The organism is Kitasatospora sp. HPM-01-4 (genome assembly GCF_051374625.1).
Taxonomy (GTDB): Bacteria; Actinomycetota; Actinomycetes; order Streptomycetales; family Streptomycetaceae; genus Kitasatospora.
Genome location: NZ_JBPQGP010000005.1, coordinates 468,915 through 489,611 on the forward strand (window position 1 = coordinate 468,915; position 20,697 = coordinate 489,611).

The window sequence follows — 20,697 nt, forward strand, 5'->3', positions numbered from 1 at the left end:
CGGCCGGTCAGGAGAGGCCCAGCTCCTGGTCGATGAAGGCGAACACCTCGTCGGCCGAGGCGGACTGCAGCTTGTCGGTGACCTCGGCCTCGGCCGCCGCCTCGCGCGGGGTACCGCTCCACCGGGCCAGCAGGGCCTGGAGCCGGGCGGCGACGTCCGCGCGGGTGTCCTCGTCCTCGGCGACCGTCGACAGCGCCGCCTCCAGGCGGTCGAGGTCGGCGAGCGAGGCCCCGCCCGGCCCGCCGTCGTCGGGCAGCAGGTCCGCCCGGAGGCGGGCGGCCAGCTCGGCCGGGGTCGGGAAGTCGAACACCAGCGTCGCCGGGAGGCGCAGTCCGGTCGCGGCGCCCAGGCGGTTGCGCAGCTCCAGGGCGGTCAGCGAGTCGAGGCCGAGCTCCTTGAAGGCCCGGCTCGCGCCCACCTCGTCCACCGTCGCATGCCCGAGCGCCGCCGCCGCGTGGGCCCGCACCAGGTCCAGCACCGTCTGCTCGCGCTCCGGTTCGGCCATCCGGGCCAGCCGCTGCCGCAGGTCCGAGGCGTCGGTGGCGGCGGGCGCGGCGGCCTCGGCGGCCACCGTGGTCCGGCGGACGGCGGGCAGCTCGTCCAGCAGCGCGGAGGCGCGGACGGCCGTGAAGCCCGGCGCGAAGCGCTCCCAGACGATGTCGGCGACCGTGATCACGGTGTCGCCCAGGTCCAGCGCCTGCTGGAGGGCGGCGATCGCCGACTCGGGGGCCATGCCCGGCAGTCCGGCGCGGTCCAGCCGGTCGCCGATCGCGCCGTGGGCGGCCATTCCGCTCTCGCCCCAGCGGCCCCAGGCGACGGAGGTCGCGGGCAGGCCCTCGGCCCTGCGGTACTCGGCGAAGGCGTCCAGGAAGGCGTTGGCGGCCGCGTAGTTGCCCTGCCCGGGGTCGCCCAGCGTACCCGCGATACCGGAGAACAGCACGAACGCGTCGAGGTCCTGATTGATCGTCAGTTCGTGCAGATTGCGCACCGCGTCCACCTTGGGACGGCAGACGGTCGCGATCCGGTCCGGGGTCAGCTGGTCGAGTACACCGTCGTCCAGGACACCGGCGGTGTGCACGACCGCGGTCAGGCGGTGCTCGGCGAGCAGTGTCGCGAGGGCGTCGCGGTCGGCCGCGTCGCAGGCGGCGATGGTGACGGCGGCACCGAGGGCGGTCAGTTCCGCGCGCAGCTCCCGCGCGCCCTCGGCGTCCGGGCCGCTCCGGCTGGTGAGCAGCAGGTGCTCGGCGCCGCTTCGGGCCAGCCAGCGGGCCACATGAGCACCCAGGGCGCCGGTGCCGCCGGTCACCAGGACGGTGCCGTTCGGCCGCCAGCTCTCCACCGGCGCGAGCCCCGAGGGCGCGTGCACCAGGCGGCGGGCGAAGGCGCCGGAGGCGCGTACGGCGAGCTGGTCCTCGGTCCCGGCTCCGGTCAGCACGGCGACCAGTCGGTCCAGTACCCGCTCGTCCGCCTGCTCGGGGAGGTCCACCAGGCCGCCCCAGCGCTGCGGCTGCTCCAGGGCGGCCACCCGGCCGAGGCCCCAGACCAGCGACTGCGTGAAGCCGGTGGGCCGCTCGCCACGGTTCACCGCCACGGCACCGCGCGTGGCGCACCACAGCGGCGCCTCGAACCCGGCGTCACCGAGCGCCTGGACCAGCGCGACGGTACCCGCCAGGCCGGACGGCAGGCCCGGGTGGTCCGGGTGCGGCCGCTCGTCCAGTGCGAGCAGCGACAGCACCCCGGCCGGCTCGACCACGTCGTCCAGCTGCTTGTGGACCAGCTCGCCCAGGGCGGCGCGGTCCAGGTCCCCGGCGGGCACGGTGAGCTTCCTGACCTCGGCGCCGCGCTGACCGAGAGTGCGGGTGAGCTGCTCCGCCCAGGCGTCCTCCGCGAGGTGCTCGGGCAGCACGACGGCCCAGGTGCCGGAGAGGGCGGGCGCGGGGAGGTCGGCCAGCGGCCGCCAGGTGACCTGGTAGCGCCAGCCGTCCACGGTGGACCGCTCACGGCGGTGCCGCCGCCACGAGGACAGCGCGGGCAGTACGTCACTCAGCGGGGCGTCGTCGGCCAGTTCCAGCGATCCCGTCAGCGCGGCCAGGTCCTCGCTCTCGACTGCCGCCCAGAACTCCGCCTCCACCGGGTCGCTGCCGTGCTCGGCCGCGAGATCGTCGGCCTGGGCCGCCTCGGGCCAGTAGCGGCGGCGCTGGAAGGCGTAGGTGGGCAGGTCAGTGTGAGCGGTACCGGTACCGGCGAAGACGGCGGCCTGCCAGTCCACCGCGACACCGCGCACCCAGGCCTCGGCGAACGAGGTGAGCAGACGGCGGGGGCCGCCTTCCTGGCGGCGGAGTGTCCCGAAGGCCACCGCGTCCCGGCTCGTCGCCTCGATGCTCTCCTGCACCGCCATCACCAGGACGGGGTGCGGGCTGACCTCGATGAAGGTGCCGTACCCGTCGGCCAGCAGGGCCTCGATGGCCTCCCGCAGCCGGACGGTCTCACGGAGGTTGGTGTACCAGTACTCGGCGTCCATACCCGAACCGTCGACCAGCTCACCGGTCACCGTGGACAGCAGCGGCACCCGACCCGCACGCGGGGTCACATCCTTCAGAACATCCAGCAGTTCGGTACGGATCGACTCCACCTGCGCCGAGTGCGAGGCGTAATCCACCGGCACCCGGCGAGCCCGGACGCCGTCCGCCTCGCACGAGGCGATCAGCTCGTCCAGCGCGGCCGGCTCACCCGAAACCACCACCGACGACGGCCCGTTCACCGCCGCGACCGAGATCCGCGCCTCACCCCACACCGTCAGCCGCTCGCGCACCGCCTCCACCGGCAGCGCGACCGACACCATCCCACCACGACCCGCAAGCCCACCGGCGATGGCCCGACTGCGCAGCGCCACCACACGCGCACCGTCCTCCAGCGACAACGCACCCGCCACCACAGCGGCCGCGATCTCACCCTGCGAGTGACCGATCACCACCGAAGGCTCAACACCAGCCGAACGCCACACCTCGGCGAGCGAGACCATCACGGCCCACAGCACCGGCTGGACCACATCCACCCGCTCCAGCCACGCCTCACCCCCCTCGCCACGCACGACATCCAGCAGCGACCAGTCCGTGTGGGACTCAAGCGCGGCCGCACACTCCCCCATCCGCTCCGCGAACACCACCGAGCTCTCCAGAAGCTCCACCGCCATCGCCGCCCACTGCGACCCCTGCCCCGGGAAGACGAACGCCACCTTCCCCGCAGCACCGGCCACACCCCGGACCACACCCGCACCCGGCTCACCGGACGCCAACTCTCCCAGCGCGAGGCCGAGTTCAGCGACGTCCCGGCCGAGCACCACGGCCCGGTCCTCCAGCACCGCACGGCCGGTCACCAGCGAACGCCCGACGCCCAGCGCATCCGGCTCCGGCCCACCGGCCACGAAGGCCCGCAGTCGGGCAGCCTGCCCGCGCAGCGCCCCTTCGCCCCGGCCCGACACCACCCACGGCACCACCGAGGCACCGACCACCGGCGCGACCGGCTCACCGACCGGCACCGCCGGCGCCTCGTCGGGCAACTCCTCCGGTGCCTGCTCGAGAATCACATGCGCGTTGGTCCCGCTGAACCCGAACGAGGACACACCCGCCCGACGCGGCCCATCCGTCTCCGGCCACGGCCGCGCCTCGGTCAGCAGCGAGACCGCACCCGCCGACCAGTCCACATGCGGCGAGGGCTCGTCGAGGTGGATGCTCTCCGGCAGGAGGCCGTGCCGCAGGGCCTCGACCATCTTGATCACACCCGCGAGCCCGGCGGCGGCCTGCGCGTGGCCGATGTTGGACTTCACCGAGCCGAGCAGCAGCGGCCGGTCCTCGGGGCGCCCCTGGCCATAGGTGGCGAGCAGGGCCTGCGCCTCGATCGGGTCGCCCAGCTTCGTCCCGGTGCCGTGCGCCTCGACCGCGTCCACCTGACTTGTCGTCAGACCGGCATCGGCCAGGGCCTGCCGGATGACGCGCTGCTGGGACGGGCCGTTCGGCGCCGTCAGACCGTTCGACGCACCGTCCTGGTTGATCGCGCTGCCACGCACCACCGCCAGCACCGGGTGCCCGTTGCGCCGCGCGTCCGACAGCCGCTCCACCAGCAGCATCCCGACGCCCTCGGACGGGGTGAACCCGTCGGCGGCGGCCGAGAACGGCTTGCAGCGCCCGTCCGAGGCGAGGCCCTGCTGCCGGCTGAACTCGATGAAGGTACCCGGTGTGGACATCACCGTGACACCGCCGGCCAGCGCCAGATCACACTCCCCGTTGCGCAGCGACTGCACGGCCAGGTGCAGCGCGACCAGGGAGGCCGAGCACGCGGTGTCCACGGTCATCGCCGGGCCTTCGAGCCCGAAGAGGTAGGAGACCCGGCCCGAGACGACGCTGGCCGCCGTACCGGTGGCGACATGGCCCTCCGCCGAGTGCGCGGCCGTGGCCAGCAGGCCCAGATAGTCCTGGCCGTTGGTGCCCGCGAAGACACCGGTACGGCTGCCGCGCAGTGCGGTGGGATCGATCCCGGCCCGCTCGACGGCCTCCCAGGAGGTCTCCAGGAGCAGCCGCTGCTGCGGGTCCATCGCCAGCGCCTCGCGCGGCGAGATACCGAAGAACGCGGCGTCGAAGCGGCTGGCGTCGTGCAGGAAGCCGCCTTCCCGGATGTAGGAGGTGCCCTGGTGGCCGGGGTCCGCGTTGAACACCGTGTCGAGGTCCCAGCCACGGTCGGCGGGGAACTCCGACAGGGCGTCACCGCCGGCGACCAGCAGCTGCCAGAGGTCCTCGGGGCTCTGGACGCCGCCGGGGAAGCGGCAGCTCATGCCGACGATCGCGATCGGCTCGTCGGCGGCCACCCGCACCACGACCGGACCGGCGACGCCGGTCGCGGCACCGGAGAGCTCCTCGTCGAGGTGGCGTACCAGCGCGAGGGAGTTGGGGTGGTCGTAGATCAGGGTGGCCGGGAGCTTGATCCCGGCTGCGGCACCGAGCCGGTTGCGCAGTTCGACGGCGGTCAGCGAGTCGAAGCCGAGCTCCTTGAACGCCCGGCCGGTGTCCACCGCCTCCGGCCCCGGGTAGCCGAGCGCGGCCGCGACGTGCGAGGTGACCAGGTCCAGCAGAACGCGCTCTCGCTCGGCGGGTGACGCTCCCGCCAGCCGCACGGCGAGCGCACCGCCGCCGGCCTCCTGGTTCTCGGCTCCACCTGCGCTCTCCAGGGCCCGTTGGGCCTCGGGGATTTCGAAGAGCAGCGGCCTGGTCCGGCCCGAGGTGAAGGCGAGCGCGAAGCGCTGCCAGTCGATGTCGGTGACGGTCAGCACCGCCTCGCCCTGGTCCAGGGCCTGCTGCAGCGCCGTGACCGCCAGGTCGGGCGCCATCTCCAGGATGCCGTGCCGGCGCATCCGGTCGCCGATGCCGCCCTCGGCCATGCCGCCCTCGCCCCACGGCCCCCAGGCCACCGAGGTGGCGGGCAGGCCGTCGGCGTGGCGCTGCTCGGCGAGGGCGTCCAGGAAGGCGTTGCCGGGCGCGTAGTTGCCCTGCCCGGGGGCACCGAAGGTGGCCGCGAAGGAGGAGAAGAGTACGAACGCCTCAAGCTTCTGATGCTTCGTCAACTCGTGCAGATGCAGGGCCGAGTCCACCTTGACCCGGAGCACCCGCTCCAGCTGGTCGACCGTCAGGGCCTGGATCACCGCGTCGTCCAGCACCGCCGCGGTGTGCATCACGGCGGTGAGCGGCCGGTCCGCCGGGATCCCGGCGAGGAGTTCCGCGAGTGCCGCTCGGTCCGACACGTCACAGGAGGTGATGGTGACGGCGGTACCGAGCGCGGTCAGCTCCGCGCGCAGCTCCTGCGCACCCTCCGCGTCCGGGCCGCTCCGGCTGGTGAGCAGCAGGTGCTCGGCGCCGCTTCGGGCCAGCCAGCGGGCCACATGAGCACCCAGGGCGCCGGTGCCGCCGGTCACCAGGACGGTGCCGTTCGGCCGCCAGCTCTCCACCGGCGCGGGCCCCGAGGGCGCGTGCACCAGGCGGCGGGCGAACACCCCGGACGGGCGTACGGCGAGCTGGTCCTCGCCGCCGGTTCCGGCGAGGACCCGGACCAGCCGCTCCAGGGCACGCTCGTCCGCCCGCTCGGGAAGGTCCACCAGGCCGCCCCAGCGCGGTGCGTCCTCCAGGGCGGCGACCCGCCCCAGACCCCAGACCAGAGACTGCGCGGGGCTCGCCAGACGCTCGGCGCGGTTCACCGCCACGGCACCGCGCGTGGCGGTCCAGACCGGGGTCTCGAACCCGGCGTCGGCCAGTGCCTGGAGCAGCAGCACCGAGCCCGCCATCCCGAACGGAACGGCCGGGTGGTCGGCGCAGCGCTGCTCGGCGAGTCCCAGCAGCGAGAGGACACCGGCGGGCGCCTCGCCCTGCTCGGTCCGCAGCCGCGCGGCCAGCGCCTCCCGGTCCAGGTCGGCGACGGCGAAGGGCAGTTGGCGGACTTCCGCGCCGTGTCGGGCGAGGGCCTGGGCGACGGCCGCCGTCCACGGGGTGTCCTCGGCCGGGACCACCAGCAGCCAGGTGCCGGAGAGGGCGGGCGCGGGGAGGTCGGCCAGCGGCTGCCAGGTGACCCGGTAGCGCCAGCCGTCCACGGTGGACTGCTCACGGCGCTGCCGCCGCCACGAGGACAGCGCGGGCAGTACGGCGCTCAGCGGGGCGTCGTCGGCCAGGTCCAGCGATCCCGCCAGAGCGGCCAGGTCCTCGCTCTCCACGGCCGCCCAGAACTCCGCCTCCACCGGGTCGAGGGCGGCGTCGCGCTCGACGGCGGGAGCGGTCGGCGCGTCCAGCCAGTAGCGGCGGCGCTGGAAGGCGTAGGTGGGCAGGTCCACGGGCGCCGCGTCGGTACCCGTGAAGACGGCGGCCTGCCAGTCCACCGCGACACCGCGCACCCAGGCCTCGGCGAAGGAGGACAGGATCCGGCGCGCGCCGCCCTCGTTGCGGCGCAGGGTCCCCACGGTCACGGCCTCGCGGCCGGCCGCCTCCACGGTCTCCTGGACGCCGGTCACCAGGACGGGGTGCGCGCTGACCTCGACGAAGGTGCCGACGCCGTGGTCCTCCAGCAGTGCGCGCGTCGCGTCCGCGAACTCCACCGTGGCACGGAGGTTGGTGTACCAGTACTCGGCGTCCATACCCGAACCGTCGACCAGCTCACCGGTCACCGTGGACAGCAGCGGCACCCGGCCCACACGCGGGGTCACGCCCTGCAGAACATCCAGCAGTTCACTGCGGATCGACTCCACCTGCGCCGAGTGCGAGGCGTAATCCACCGGCACCCGGCGGGCGCGAACACCGTCCGCCTCGCACGAGGCGATCAGCTCATCCAGCGCGGCCGGCTCACCCGAAACCACCACCGACGACGGCCCGTTCACCGCCGCGACCGAGATCCGCGCCTCACCCCACACCGTCAACCGCTCACGCACCTGCTCCACCGGCAGCGCGACGGAGACCATCCCGCCACGACCCGCAAGCCCACCGGCGATGGCCCGGCTGCGCAGCGCCACCACACGCGCGCCGTCCTCCAGCGACAACGCACCCGCCACCACAGCGGCCGCGATCTCACCCTGCGAGTGACCGACCACCACCGACGGCTCGACACCCGCAGCACGCCACACCTCGGCGAGCGAGACCATCACGGCCCACAGCACCGGCTGGACCACATCCACCCGCTCCAGCCACGCCTCACCGGCACGGCCGAGCAGCACATCCTCCAACGACCAGTCCGTGAACGGCGCCAACGCCGCAGCACACTCGGCGATCCGCGACCGGAACACCTCGGACTCATCCCACAGCCCAGCCCCCATCGCCGCCCACTGCGACCCCTGCCCCGGGAAGACGAACGCCACCTTCCCCACAGACCCGGTCGCCACGCCCTCGATCACCTCGGCCGCGACTCCACTGGCGGTCAAGGTGTCCAGCCCGCGCCGGAGTTCGTCGATGTCCCCGCCGAGCACCACGGCCCGGTTCTCCAGCACCGCACGGCCGGTCACCAGCGAACGCCCGACGCCCAGCGCATCCGGCTCCGGCGCACCGGCCACGAAGGCCCGCAGCCGGGCCGCCTGCCCGCGCAGCGCCCCCTCGCCACGGCCCGACACCACCCACGGCACCACCGAGGCACCGACCACCGGCGCGACCGGCTCACCGACCGGCACCGCCGGCGCCTCGTCGGACGCCACCTCCGGCGCCTGCTCGATGACCACATGCGCGTTGGTCCCGCTGAACCCGAACGAGGACACACCCACCCTACGCGGCTCACCCGTCTCCGGCCACGGCCGCGCCTCGGTCAGCAGCTCCACCGCACCCGCCGACCAGTCCACATGGGTGGACGGCTCGCCGACGTGCAGGGTCTGCGGCAGCACACCGTGCCGCATCGCCATCACCATCTTGATGATGCCGCCGACACCCGCCGCCGCCTGGGTGTGACCGATGTTCGACTTCAGCGAGCCCAGCCACAGCGGACGGTCGGCCGCGCGCTCCTGACCGTACGTGGCCAACAGGGCCTGCGCCTCGATCGGGTCGCCCAGCGTGGTGCCCGTGCCGTGTGCCTCGACCACGTCGATCTGACTCGGCGTCAGGGACGTTGCCGCCAGGGCCTGCCGGATGACACGCTGCTGGGACGGGCCGTTCGGCGCCGTCAGACCGTTCGACGCACCGTCCTGGTTGATCGCGCTGCCGCGCACCACCGCCAGCACCGGGTGCCCGTTGCGCCGCGCATCCGACAGCCGCTCCACCAGCAGCATCCCGACACCCTCGCCCCAGCCGGTGCCGTCCGCGTCGTCCGAGAACGCCTTGCAGCGCCCGTCCGTCGCCAGGCCGCGCTGGCGGCTGAACTCCACGAAGGTGCCCGGGGTCGCCATCACCGTGACGCCGCCGGCCAGCGCCATGGTGCACTCGCCGGAGCGCAGCGCCTGGACCGCCAGATGCAGCGCGACCAGCGAGGACGAGCAGGCGGTGTCCACCGTGACCGCCGGGCCCTCAAGGCCGAAGGTGTAGGACACCCGGCCCGAGGCCACGCTGCCGAAGCTGCCGGTGCCCAGGTGGCCCTCCACTCCTTCGGGCACCGCGCCGAGCCGGCTGGCGTACTCGTGGTACATCAGGCCGGCGAAGATGCCGGTCCGGCTGCCCTTGAGCGTGGTCGGGTCGATGCCCGCCCGCTCGAAGGCCTCCCAGGAGGTCTCCAGGAGCAGCCGCTGCTGCGGGTCCATCGCGAGCGCCTCACGCGGTGAGATCCCGAAGAACGCCGGGTCGAACTCGCTGGCGTCATGCAGGAATCCGCCCTGGTTGACATAGCTGGTGCCCTGGGCGTCCGGGTCGGCGTCGATCAGCGAGGACTCGTCCCAGCCGCGGTCGGCGGGGAAGCCGCTGATGGCGTCGCCGCCTGCCGCGACCAGCTGCCACAGCTCCTCGGGCGAGGAGACGCCGCCCGGGTAGCGGCAGGCCATGCCGACGATCGCGATCGGCTCCTGGTCGCGCTCCTCCATCTCCCGCAGGCGTCGGCGGGTGTTCCGCAGATCGGCGGTGGCGCGCTTGAGGTAGTCGCGCAGCTTGTCCTCGTTCAGCATGTCCGTCCGCTCCTTGCGGCAGAGAAATGGGGTCGCGCGTGGTCGGTCAGGAGGTTTCGAGCTCGTCATCGAGGAGGTCGAACAGCTCGTCGTCGGTGGCCGATTCGAGATCGCGGTCGTCGTCGGAGGCCCCGTCGGGAGCCACGGTCTCCCGCCACCGCGCCAGCAGGGCCTGCAGGCGCAGCGTGACCCTGGTCCCGGTCTCCTCGTCCGTCGGTGCCGCGGCGAGCGTCTCGGCCAGCCGGTCCAGCTCGGCGAAGACGTTCGGCGCGGCCGCGCCGTCCTGCGGGATCACCGTCCGCAGGTGGCCGACCAGGTCGACCGGACTCGGGTAGTCGAAGATCAGCGTGGCGGGGAGCCGCATTCCGGTGACCGCGTTCAGCCGGTTGCGCAGCTCGACGGCGGTCAGCGAGTCGAAGCCCAGGTCGCGGAAGGCGTGCGCCGGCTGGACGGCCGCCGCACCCGGGTAGCCGAGCACCGTCGCGACCTGCCCGCACACCAGCTCCAGCAGGATGCGTTCCTGCTCGTCGGCGGGAAGGCCGGTGAGCCGCTGTCGCAGCGCGGCCGCGGGGTCGGCCTCCGCCGGCGAGGCCACGGCCCGCCGGGCGGGCGGCCGGACCAGTCCGCGCAGCAGGGCCGGGACATGGCCTGACTCAGCCGCTCGGGCGCGCAGTCCGGCCAGATCCAGCCGCGCCGGCACCAGGACGGCGTCCGGCAGGGCGACCGAGGCATCGAGCAGGGCCAGGCCCTCGTCGATGGTCAGTGCCATCGCGCCGCCGCGTGCCATCCGCTGGACGTCGGCCTCGGCCAACTCCGCCGCCATACCTCCGTCTTCGGCCCACAGGCCCCAGGCGAGCGAGGTCGCCGGAAGTCCGGCCGCCCGGCGCTGCTGGGCGAGGGCGTCCAGGAAGCTGTTGGCGGCGGCGTAGTTGGCCTGACCCGCATTGCCGAAGACACCGGCCGCCGAGGAGAACAGCACGAAGGCGGTGAGGTCGTGGTCCCGGGTCAGCTCGTGCAGGTTCCAGGCCGCGTCCACCTTCGGGCGCAGCACGCTCTCCAACCGCTTCGGGGTGAGGGAGGAGATCACACCGTCGTCCAGCACACCGGCCGTGTGCACCACCGCCGTCAGACGATGCACGGCGAGCAGCGCCGCCAACGCCTCACGATCCGCGACATCACACGCCGCGAAGACCGGCTCGGCACCCAACTCGCGAAGAGCATAGACGAGTTCCTCAGCACCCTCGGCCCGAGCCCCGCGCCGCGAGACCAGCAGCAGCCTGCGCGCCCCGTACTCGGTCACCAGATGCCGGGCCACCACGCGGCCCAGCGAACCGGTTGCGCCCGTGAGCAGTACCGTGCCCTCGGGGTCCAACTCGACCGGCTCGGCCTCGGCGGCCACGGGGACCCGGGCCAGACGCGGTGCGAAAGCCGCCCCGGAGTGGATCGCCAGCTGCGGCTCACCGCTCTCGACCGCCGCCGACAGCAGACCCAGCGAGGCCGGGTCCTCATCGACATCGACCAGCACGATCCGGCCCGGGTTCTCCGACTGCGCCGAACCCAGCAGACCCCACACAGCGGCCGAGGCCAGATCAGACACCGCCCCATCGCCACCGGCCGCCACCGCACCACGCGTGACCACCACCAGCCGGGTGTCCGCCAGCAACTCCTCCGCCAACCACTCCTGCACCAACGCGAGCACACCACGCACAGCGGCATGCGTCGCAGCGGCCACATCCTCAGCCTCAGCCGACCCCGGCAGAACAGGCACCAGGATCGTCCCCGGCACACCGCCGGCCACCAGCGCGCCCAGGTCCTCGAACCGCTCGATCCCACCGACCCCGAGCACATCCGTGCCCAGGATCACCGCACGGTCGAACAAGGCGGTCGACGGCGTGGCGACCTCCGTCCACTCCGGACGGAACAGCGATTCGTGCTGACCGCCCGCACCCGCCAACTGCTCGGCGGTGAAGGGCCGCAGCACCAGCGACTCCACCGACGCGACCGGCGTACCCGCACCGTCCGCCAGGGTCAGCGACACCGCGTCATCGCCGGCCCGCGCCAGCCGTACCCGCAGCTCCGGCGCACCGGTGGCGTACAGCCGCACGCCGCTCCACGCGAACGGCAGCCGGCCCTGACCGGTGTCGGCCAGCAGGCCGCCGAGGCCGACCGCGTGCAGCGCGGCGTCCAGCAGTGCGGGGTGCAGACCGTACCGGCCCGCCTCGTCCCGGCTGCTCTCCTCCAGTGCGACCTCGGCGAACAGCTCGTCACCCAGCCGCCAGGCCGCCCGGACGCCCTGGAACACCGGACCGTAACCGAACCCGGCAGCCGCGAAGCCGTCGTACAGCCCGTCCACCGGGACGGATTCGGCGCCCACCGGCGGCCACTGCACCTGTCCGGTCGGCGTGTCCGCACCGTCCTCGGCCAGGACACCCGTCGCATGGCGCGTCCACGGATCGTCGTCCGCCGCGCCGGCGCCGCGGGCGTGCAGGCTGACGGTACGCCGGCCCGTCCCGTCGGCGGCCCCTAGGCGCAGCTGCAGCTGCATCGGCGTCTTCTCGGGCAGCACGAGCGGCGCTTCGAGGGTGAGCTCCTCCAGCAGGCCGCAGCCGACCTGCTCACCGGCCGCGAGTGCGAGATCCACGAAGGCCGTGCCGGGCAGCAGCACACTGCCCGCCACCGCGTGGTCGGCCAGCCAGGGGTGCGTCACCGTCGACAGCCGGCCCGTGAACAGGTGGCCGTCACCGTCGGCCAGGGCCACGGCGGCACCCAGCAGCGGATGACCGATCGCATCCAGCCCGGCCGAGGCGACATCGCCGACCGGGCCGGTCCCGGTCTGCGGCCAGTAACGCTCACGCTGGAAGGCGTACGTGGGCAGGTCGACCAGCCGCGCGCCGGTTCCGGCGTACAGCGCGGCCCAGTCCACCCGGGTGCCGACGACGTCCAGCCGGCCCAGTGCGGTGGCGACCGCCTCGGGCTCCGGGCGGTCCCGCCGCAGGAGCGGTACGGCCACCGCGGCCCCGGTCACGCACTCCTGCGCCATCGCGGTGAGCGTGCCGTCCGGTCCGAGCTCCAGGTAGGCCCGTACTCCCTCCCGCTCCAGGGTCTGCGCCGCGTCATGGAAACGGACGGCCTCACGGACGTGCCGCGCCCAGTAGTCGGGTGAGCACAGCTCCTCCGCCGAAGCGGTCCGGCCCGTCAGGGTGGACACGATCGGGATCCGGGGCGGAGCGAAGGACAGCCCCTCGGCGACGGTCCGGAACTCCGCGAGCATCGGCTCCATCAGCGGCGAGTGGAACGCGTGGCTGACGGCGAGCCGCTTGGTCTTGCGGCCCTGCGCCTCCCAGTCCGCGGCCAGCTCCAGCACCGAGCGCTCGTCACCCGAAACCACCAGCGAGCCGGGGCCGTTGACGGCCGCGATGCCCAACTCGTCCTCCAGGCCGATCAGCAGCGGCAGCACCTCGCCCTCGCTCGCCTGGATCGCCACCATCGCGCCACCGGAGGGCAGTTGCTGCATCAGTCGGCCGCGAGCGGCGACCAGTGCGGCCGCATCGGGGAGCGGGAGCACTCCGGCGACGTACGCGGCGGCCAGCTCGCCGATCGAGTGACCGGCCAGGAAGTCCGGCCGCAAGCCCCAGGACTCCACCAGCCTGAACAGCGCCACCTCGATGGCGAACAGCGCGGGCTGGGTGTACCTGGTCCGGTCCAGCTCCTCGCCTGTGAAGACCACCTCGCGCAGCGGTCGGTCCAGGTGCCGGTCCAGCTCGGCGCAGACCGCGTCGAAGGCGGTGGCGAACACCGGGTACGTCTCGTACAACTCCCGTCCCATGCCCGGACGCTGGCTGCCCTGCCCGGCGAAGAGGAACGCGGTCTTCGTCCCGACGCTCGCCGCGGCGTCCACCGGGGTCTCCCCGGCCGCCAGCGCGGCCAGCCCGGTGAGCAGCTCGTCGCGGTCCCGTGCCACCAGCGCGGCCCGGTGCTCGAAGGACGCCCGTGCCGTGGCCAGTGAGTAGGCGAGATCCGAGGTCTCCAACTCCGGCCGCCCCGCCAGGTGTTCGAGCAGTCGCTGCGCCTGGCCGCGCAGCGCGGCCGGAGTCCTGGCCGACAGCACCAGCGGAAGGACCTGGTTCCCCTCGGGGCGCGGGTCGGGTACGGCGGACGGCGGCTGCTCGATGATGGTGTGCGCGTTGGTGCCGCTGATACCGAAGGAGGACACGCCCGCTCGGCGCGGACGGCCGCTCTCCTGCCAGGGCCGGGCCTCGGTCAGCAGCTCCACCGCACCGGCCGTCCAGTCCACATGGGTGGACGGCTCGCCGACGTGCAGGGTCTGCGGCAGCACACCGTGCCGCATCGCCATGACCATCTTGATCACACCGGCGACACCGGCGGCGGCCTGGGTGTGGCCGAGGTTGGACTTCACCGAACCCAGCCACAGCGGACGGTCGTCCGAGTGCTCCTGACCGTAGGTCGCCAGCAGCGCCTGCGCCTCGATCGGGTCACCCAGCTTCGTCCCGGTGCCGTGCGCCTCCACCGCGTCGACCTCGTCGGCCGACAGTCCGGCCGAGGCCAGCGCCTGCCGGATCACCCGCTGCTGCGACGGCCCGTTCGGCGCCGTCAGGCCGTTGGACGCACCGTCCTGGTTGATCGCGGAGCCACGCACGATCGCCAGCACCGGATGCCCGTTGCGCCGCGCGTCCGACAGTCGCTCGACCAGCAGCATGCCCGCACCCTCGCCCCACCCGGTGCCGTCGGCGTCGTCCGAGAACGCCTTGCAGCGCCCGTCGGCGGACAGACCGCGCTGCCGGCTGAAGTCCACGAAGGTCCCCGGAGTCGCCATCACCGTGACACCACCGGCCAGGGCGAGCGAGCACTCACCGGAGCGCAGTGCCTGGATCGCCCAGTGCAGGGCGACCAGCGAGGAGGAACAGGCGGTGTCGACCGTGACGGCCGGGCCCTCCAGACCGAAGGTGTAGGACAGCCGGCCCGAGGCGATACTGCCCGCACCACCGCTGCCGAGATAGCCCTCCGCTCCGCTGGGCACGTCCTGCAGCCGGGTGGCGTAGTCGTGGTACATCACGCCGACGAACACGCCGGTACGGCTGCCGCGCAGGGAACCCGGGTCGATACCCGCCCGCTCGAACGCCTCCCAGGAGGTCTCCAGGAGCAGCCGCTGCTGCGGATCGGTGGCCAGCGCCTCACGCGGGCTGATCCCGAAGAACGTCGGGTCGAACTGGGCCGCGTCGTGCAGGAATCCGCCATGGCGGGTGTAGGAGGTGCCGGGGTGGTCCGGGTCCGGGTGGTAGAGGTTCTCGACGTCCCAGCCACGGTCCTCGGGGAAGGCGGAGACCGCGTCGCGCCCGTCCGAGACGAGCTGCCAGAGATCCTCGGGGCTCTGCACGCCGCCCGGGAACCGGCAGCTCATCGCGACGATCGCGATCGGGTCGTCGTCCGTGGACGTGTTCGCGGCGATCGCCGGCAGCTCCGGCTCCCGCCCGCCGACCAGCTCGGCGCGCAGGTGCTCGGCCAGTACCAGCGGGTTGGGGTGGTCGAACACCAGAGTCGCCGGGAGACGCAGGCCGGTGGCCGTGTTGAGGCCGTTGCGGAGTTCGAGCGCGGTGAGGGAGTCGAAGCCCAACTCGCGGAAGGCGCGGGTGGGATCGACCGACTCGGAACGGCTGTGCCCCAGGACGGCGGCCGCCTGGGTGCGGACCAGTTCCAGCAGCACCTGGTCCTGCTCGGCCCGGGACAGGACGGCGAGTCGTCGGCCGAGATCCGACCGGTCGGCGCCAGCCGCAGCGGCCGTCGCGGTGGCCCGGCGCGCGGGGATCCGGACCAGGCCGCGCAGCAGCGGGGGCAGCATCCCGGCCTCGGCCTGCCCGCGCAGACCGGCCAGGTCGAGACGGATCGGCATCAGTACGGCCTGGGCCGCACGAGCGGAAGCGTCGAACAGGCGCAGGCCCTCGGCAGCGGTCAGCGCGGCGACTCCGCCGCGTGCCATCCGCTGGAGGTCGGCCTGGTCCAACTCGCCGGCCATACCGCCGTCTTCGGCCCACAGGCCCCAGGCGAGCGAGGTCGCCGGGAGTCCGGCGGCGCGGCGCTGCTGGGCGAGGGCGTCCAGGAAGCTGTTGGCGGCCGCGTAGTTGGCCTGTCCGGCCGCGCCGAACAGGCCCGCGGCGGAGGAGAACAGCACGAAAGCGGTGAGGTCGTGGTCCCGGGTCAGCTCGTGCAGGTTCCAGGCCGCGTCCACCTTCGGGCGCAGCACGCTCTCCAGCCGCTCGGGGGTGAGGGAGGAGATGACACCGTCGTCCAGCACACCGGCCGTGTGCACGACCGCCGTCAGACGGTGCTCGGCGAGCAGCGCCGCCAACGCCTCACGATCCGCGACATCACACGCCGCGAAGACCGGATCAGCGCCCAACTCACGGAGAGCATCGGCGAGTTCCTCAGCACCCTCGGCCCGAGCCCCGCGCCGCGAGACCAGCAGCAGCCTGCGCGCACCGTACTCAGTCACCAGATGCCGGGCGAACAGCGCACCCAGCGTGCCCGTCGCACCCGTCACCAGCACCGTACCCTCCGGGTCCAGCACCAGCCGCTCGGCTTCATCGGTCGAAGGCACACGGGCCAGGCGAAGCGCGAACGCACCGCCCGTACGCAGCGCCAGCTGCGGCTCACCGCTCTCGACCGCCGCCGACAGCAGACCCAGCGAGGACGGGTCCTCATCGACATCGACCAGCACGATCCGGCCCGGGTTCTCCGACTGCGCCGAACGCAGCAGACCCCACACAGCGGCCGAGGCCAGATCCGACACCGCACCATCGCCACCGGCCGCCACCGCACCACGCGTGACCACCACCAGACGGGTGTCCGCCAGCAGCTCCTCGGCCAGCCACTCCTGCACCACCGCGAGCACACCACGCACAGCGGCATGCGTCGCAGCGGCCACATCCTCAGCCTCAGCCGGCTCCGACAGGACAGGCACCAGGATCGTCCCCGGCACCGACAGCCCGGCCGAGACCGCAGCCCGCAGCTCAGCCAGCTTCCCGAACTGCTCGGCATCGTCCAGCCCGAGATCATCCGCCCCGAGCACGGTCAGGACATCCATGGACTCGATGACCGGCAGCCCGACACCCGTCCACTCCGGACGGAAGAGCGAGTCCTCGCCGCTCGCGCCCGCCAGCTGCTCGGCGTCGAAAGCCCGCAGCACCAGCGACTCCACCAACGCGACCGGCACACCCGCACCGTCCGCCACGGACAACGACACCGCATCCGCACCAGCCCGCGACAAACGCACCCGCAACTCGCGAGCACCCGCCGCGAACAGCGACACCCCAGACCACGCGAACGGCAACCGACCCCGACCCGTGTCCTCCACCAGGCCACCCAGCGCAACCGCGTGCAACGCGGCATCCAGCAGCGCCGGATGCAGACCGAACAAGCCCGCCTCGTCCCGGCTGCTCTCGTCCAGCGCGACCTCGGCGAACACCTCACCATCACGCCGCCAAGCCGCCCGCAACCCCTGGAACACCGGACCATAACCGAACCCGGCAGCCACAAAACCGCCATACAACCCGTCAACCGACACCGGCTCGGCACCCACAGGCGGCCACTCCACCAGATCGAACGAGGCAGCCTGCTCGTCGGCCGACAGGAAGCCTGCGGCGTGCACGGTCCAGGGACGGTCGGACCGGACGGTCCCACCGTTGGCCTCGTCCAACGGGCGCGAGTAGATGCTCAGCGGGCGGCGTCCGGCGTCGTCGGGCTCCCCCACCGCGAGGCACAGTTGCGCTGCGCCCTCCGCCGGGATGACCAGCGGCGCCTCCAGCGTCAGCTCCTCCAGCTGACCGCAGCCGACCTGGTCACCGGCGGCCACGGCGAGGTCCACGAAGGCCGTACCCGGCAGCAGCACTCTGCCCGCCACCGCGTGGTCGGCCAGCCACGGGTGTGTCTCGACCGACAGGCGGGCGACGAGGAGCAGCCTGTCCGAGTCCGGCAGACCGAGGACCGCGCCGAGCAGCGGGTGCTCGACCGAACCGAGACCGGCCGCCGTGACATCACCGTTCTGCAGCGCACCGCTGTCCAGCCAGTACCGCTCCCGCTGGAACGGGTACGTGGGCAGGTCGACGAGCCGCGCACCGGTGCCCGCGAAGGCACTCCTCCAGTCGATGGCCACCCCGTGTACGTGCAGCTGGGCCAGACCTGCGACGAAGTTCTCGGCCTCGGCACGGTCGCGGCGCAGAGCCGGCACGAACACCGACTCCTCGCTCACGCACTCCTGACCCATTGCGGTGAGCGTGCCGTCCGGCCCCAACTCCAGGTAGCTACGGACGCCTTCGCGCTCCAGAGCCTGAACCGCATCGCAGAACCGGACCGCCTCGCGGACGTGCCGCACCCAGTACTCGGGAGTGCGCAGCTCCTCGGTGATCCCACCGGTAAGGGTGGAGACGATCGGGATGCGCGGCTCGTTGAAGGTCAGACCCTCGACGACCGTACGGAACTCGGCGAGCACCGGCTCCATCGACGGCGAGTGGAACGCGTGGCTTACCGTCAGCCGCTTGGTCTTGCGACCCTGCGCCGCCAACTGCTCGGCCGCCGCCAGAACGGCATCCTCGGCACCCGAGATCACCACCGAGGTCGGCCCGTTGACCGCCGCGATCCCCAACTCACCGGTGACGAACGGCAGAACCTCATCCTCCGAGGCCTGCACCGCCACCATCGCACCACCAACCGGCAGCGCCTGCATCAACCGGCCACGCGCCGCCACCAGAGCAGCCGCATCCGCCAGCGACAGCACACCCGCCACATGCGCGGCAGCGATCTCACCGATCGAATGACCAGCCAGCACATCCGGTCGCACACCCCACGACTCGACCAGACGGAACAGCGCCACCTCAACCGCGAACAGCGCCGGCTGCGTGAACCCGGTCTGATCCAGCCCCTCGCCACCGAACACCACCTCGCGCAGCGGACGATCCAGATGCGGGTCCAGCTCAGCGCAGACCGCGTCGAAGGCCTCGGCGAACACCGGGAACGCCTCGTACAACTCCCGGCCCATCCCGGCCCGCTGGCTCCCCTGCCCCGCGAACAGGAACGCCACCCGGCCAGCCGCACCAGCCGCACCGGCAACACCAGCAACACCGGCAGCACCGAGCACCGCCCGCGACGCCGGCTCACCGCTCGCCAGCGACGCCAGTCCGGCCAGGGCCTCGGACCGGTCGCGAACGACCAGTGCGGCCCGCTGCTTGAATGCCGCCCGGGAGATGGCCAGCGAGAAGGCGACATCCGCGACTTCCGCTTCCGGGTCGGCGGCCAGCCAGTCCAGCAGTCGCTGGGCCTGTGCCTGGAGCGCCTCCGCCGTCCGGCCGGACAGCACCCACGGCACCACTGCGGGGGAGCCGGCCGGCTGCTCGGCCACCGCCGCTTCGGCGGCCGGCGCCTGCTCCAGGATGGTGTGCGCGTTGGTACCGCTGACTCCGAAGGACGAGACCGCCGCCCGGCGCGGACGGCCGGTCTCCGGCCAGGGCCGGGCCTCGGTCAGCAGCTCCACCGCACCCGCCGACCAGTCCACGTTGTGCGTCGGCCGGTCCACGTGCAGGGTCTGCGGCAGCACTCCGTGCCGCATCGCCATCACCATCTTGATGATGCCGCCGACACCCGCGGCCGCCTGCGTATGGCCGATGTTGGACTTCAGCGAGCCCAGCCACAGCGGCGCGGACCCGTCGCGGTTCTGCCCGTACGTCGCCAGCAGCGCCTGGGCCTCGATCGGGTCGCCCAGCGTGGTGCCCGTACCGTGCGCCTCGACCGCGTCGATCTGACCAGCCGTCAGTCCGGCCGCCGCGAGCGCCTGCCGGATCACCCGCTGCTGCGAGGGGCCGTTCGGAGCGGTGAGCCCGCTGCTGGCGCCGTCCTGGTTGATGGCGCTGCCCCGGACGATCGCCAGCACCGGGTGGCCGTTGCGCCGCGCGTCCGACAGCCGCTCGACCAGCAGCATGCCCACGCCCTCGCCCCAGCCGGTGCCGTCGGCCGCCGCCGCGAAGGACTTGCAGCGGCCGTCCGCCGCCAGGCCGCGCTGGCGGCTGAAGTCGATGAAGGCGTTGGGGGTGGACATCACGGCGACGCCGCCGGCCAGCGCCAGCGAGCACTCGTCGGCCCGCAGCGCCTGGACCGCCCAGTGCAGTGCGACCAGCGAGGAGGAGCAGGCGGTGTCGACCGTGACCGCCGGACCCTCCAGGCCCAGCGCGTAGGCGACCCGGCCGGAGGCGACGCTGCCCGAGTTGCCGTTGCCGAGGTAGCCGGCGACCTCCTCGGGGACGTCCAGCAGGCGGGAGGCGTAGTCGTGGTACATCACCCCGGCGAAGACACCGGTCGCACTGCCGCGCACCGACCCCGGGTCGATGCCCGCCCGCTCGAAGGCCTCCCAGGAGGTCTCGAGGAGCAGCCGCTGCTGCGGGTCCATCGCCAGCGCCTCGCGCGGCGAGATGCCGAAGAAGTCGGGGTCGAACTGCGCGGCGTCGTGCAGGAAGCCGCCCTCGCGGGTGTACGAGGTGCCGGGGTGGTCGGGGTCCTCGTCATGGAGGGAGGCGAGGTCCCAGCCCCGGTCGGCGGGGAAGCCGGAGACGCCGTCGGTGCCGTCGGCCACCAGCCGCCAGAGGTCCTCGGGCGAGGTCACCCCGCCGGGGTAGCGGCAGGCCATACCGATGATGGCGATCGGTTCCGGCTCCTGCTCCTCCAGCTCGCGCAGCCGCCGGCGCGTCTCGCGCAGATCGGCGGTGGCCCGCTTGAGGTAGTCGAGGAGCTTCGCTTCGTTCTCCACGCCTTGTTCCGTCCCACCCTTGAACCGGTCGTGAGGGCCGTGCCGGCCGCTTCCGGACGTCCGAGTCGGAACACGTCGTCGGGAAGGTCGGGCATGACCGCCAATGACTCGCAATGACTCGTGTTTAATGGCCTGCGCCCACAACTCCCCGCCCGTGCGGGAGAAATCCTGCCCGGCAGTATTCGCGCGCAATTGCGGAGAAGCGATTACGGGGAATACTTGCGCCCTTTCAAGCTAGCAGCGGGCCGGGCCGGTACACATCCCCTACCCTGCCCCTATCCCCCCTGTCCCA

Annotated in this window: 2 protein-coding genes; both read right to left on the bottom strand. The window is 73.1% G+C overall.

What is annotated here, in order from left to right; translation table 11 throughout:
* Positions 1–7: 7 nt before the first annotated feature.
* Positions 8–9,598: a type I polyketide synthase gene (locus ACSMTC_RS02210; RefSeq protein WP_436557912.1), complete on the bottom strand. Its 9,591-nt coding sequence runs from the start codon at positions 9,596–9,598 to the stop codon at positions 8–10.
* A 46-nt stretch (positions 9,599–9,644) separates the two neighbouring features.
* Positions 9,645–20,405 (bottom strand): type I polyketide synthase, encoded by a 10,761-nt coding sequence (locus tag ACSMTC_RS02215; RefSeq protein WP_436557913.1) that lies wholly within the window; start codon positions 20,403–20,405, stop codon positions 9,645–9,647.
* Positions 20,406–20,697: the final 292 nt, after the last annotated feature.

What these genes read in the sequence shown, in the direction of transcription:
- ACSMTC_RS02210 (WP_436557912.1), bottom strand. Translation starts at nt 9,598, where the DNA reads ATGCTGAACGAGGACAAGCTGCGCGACTACCTCAAGCGCGCCACCGCC.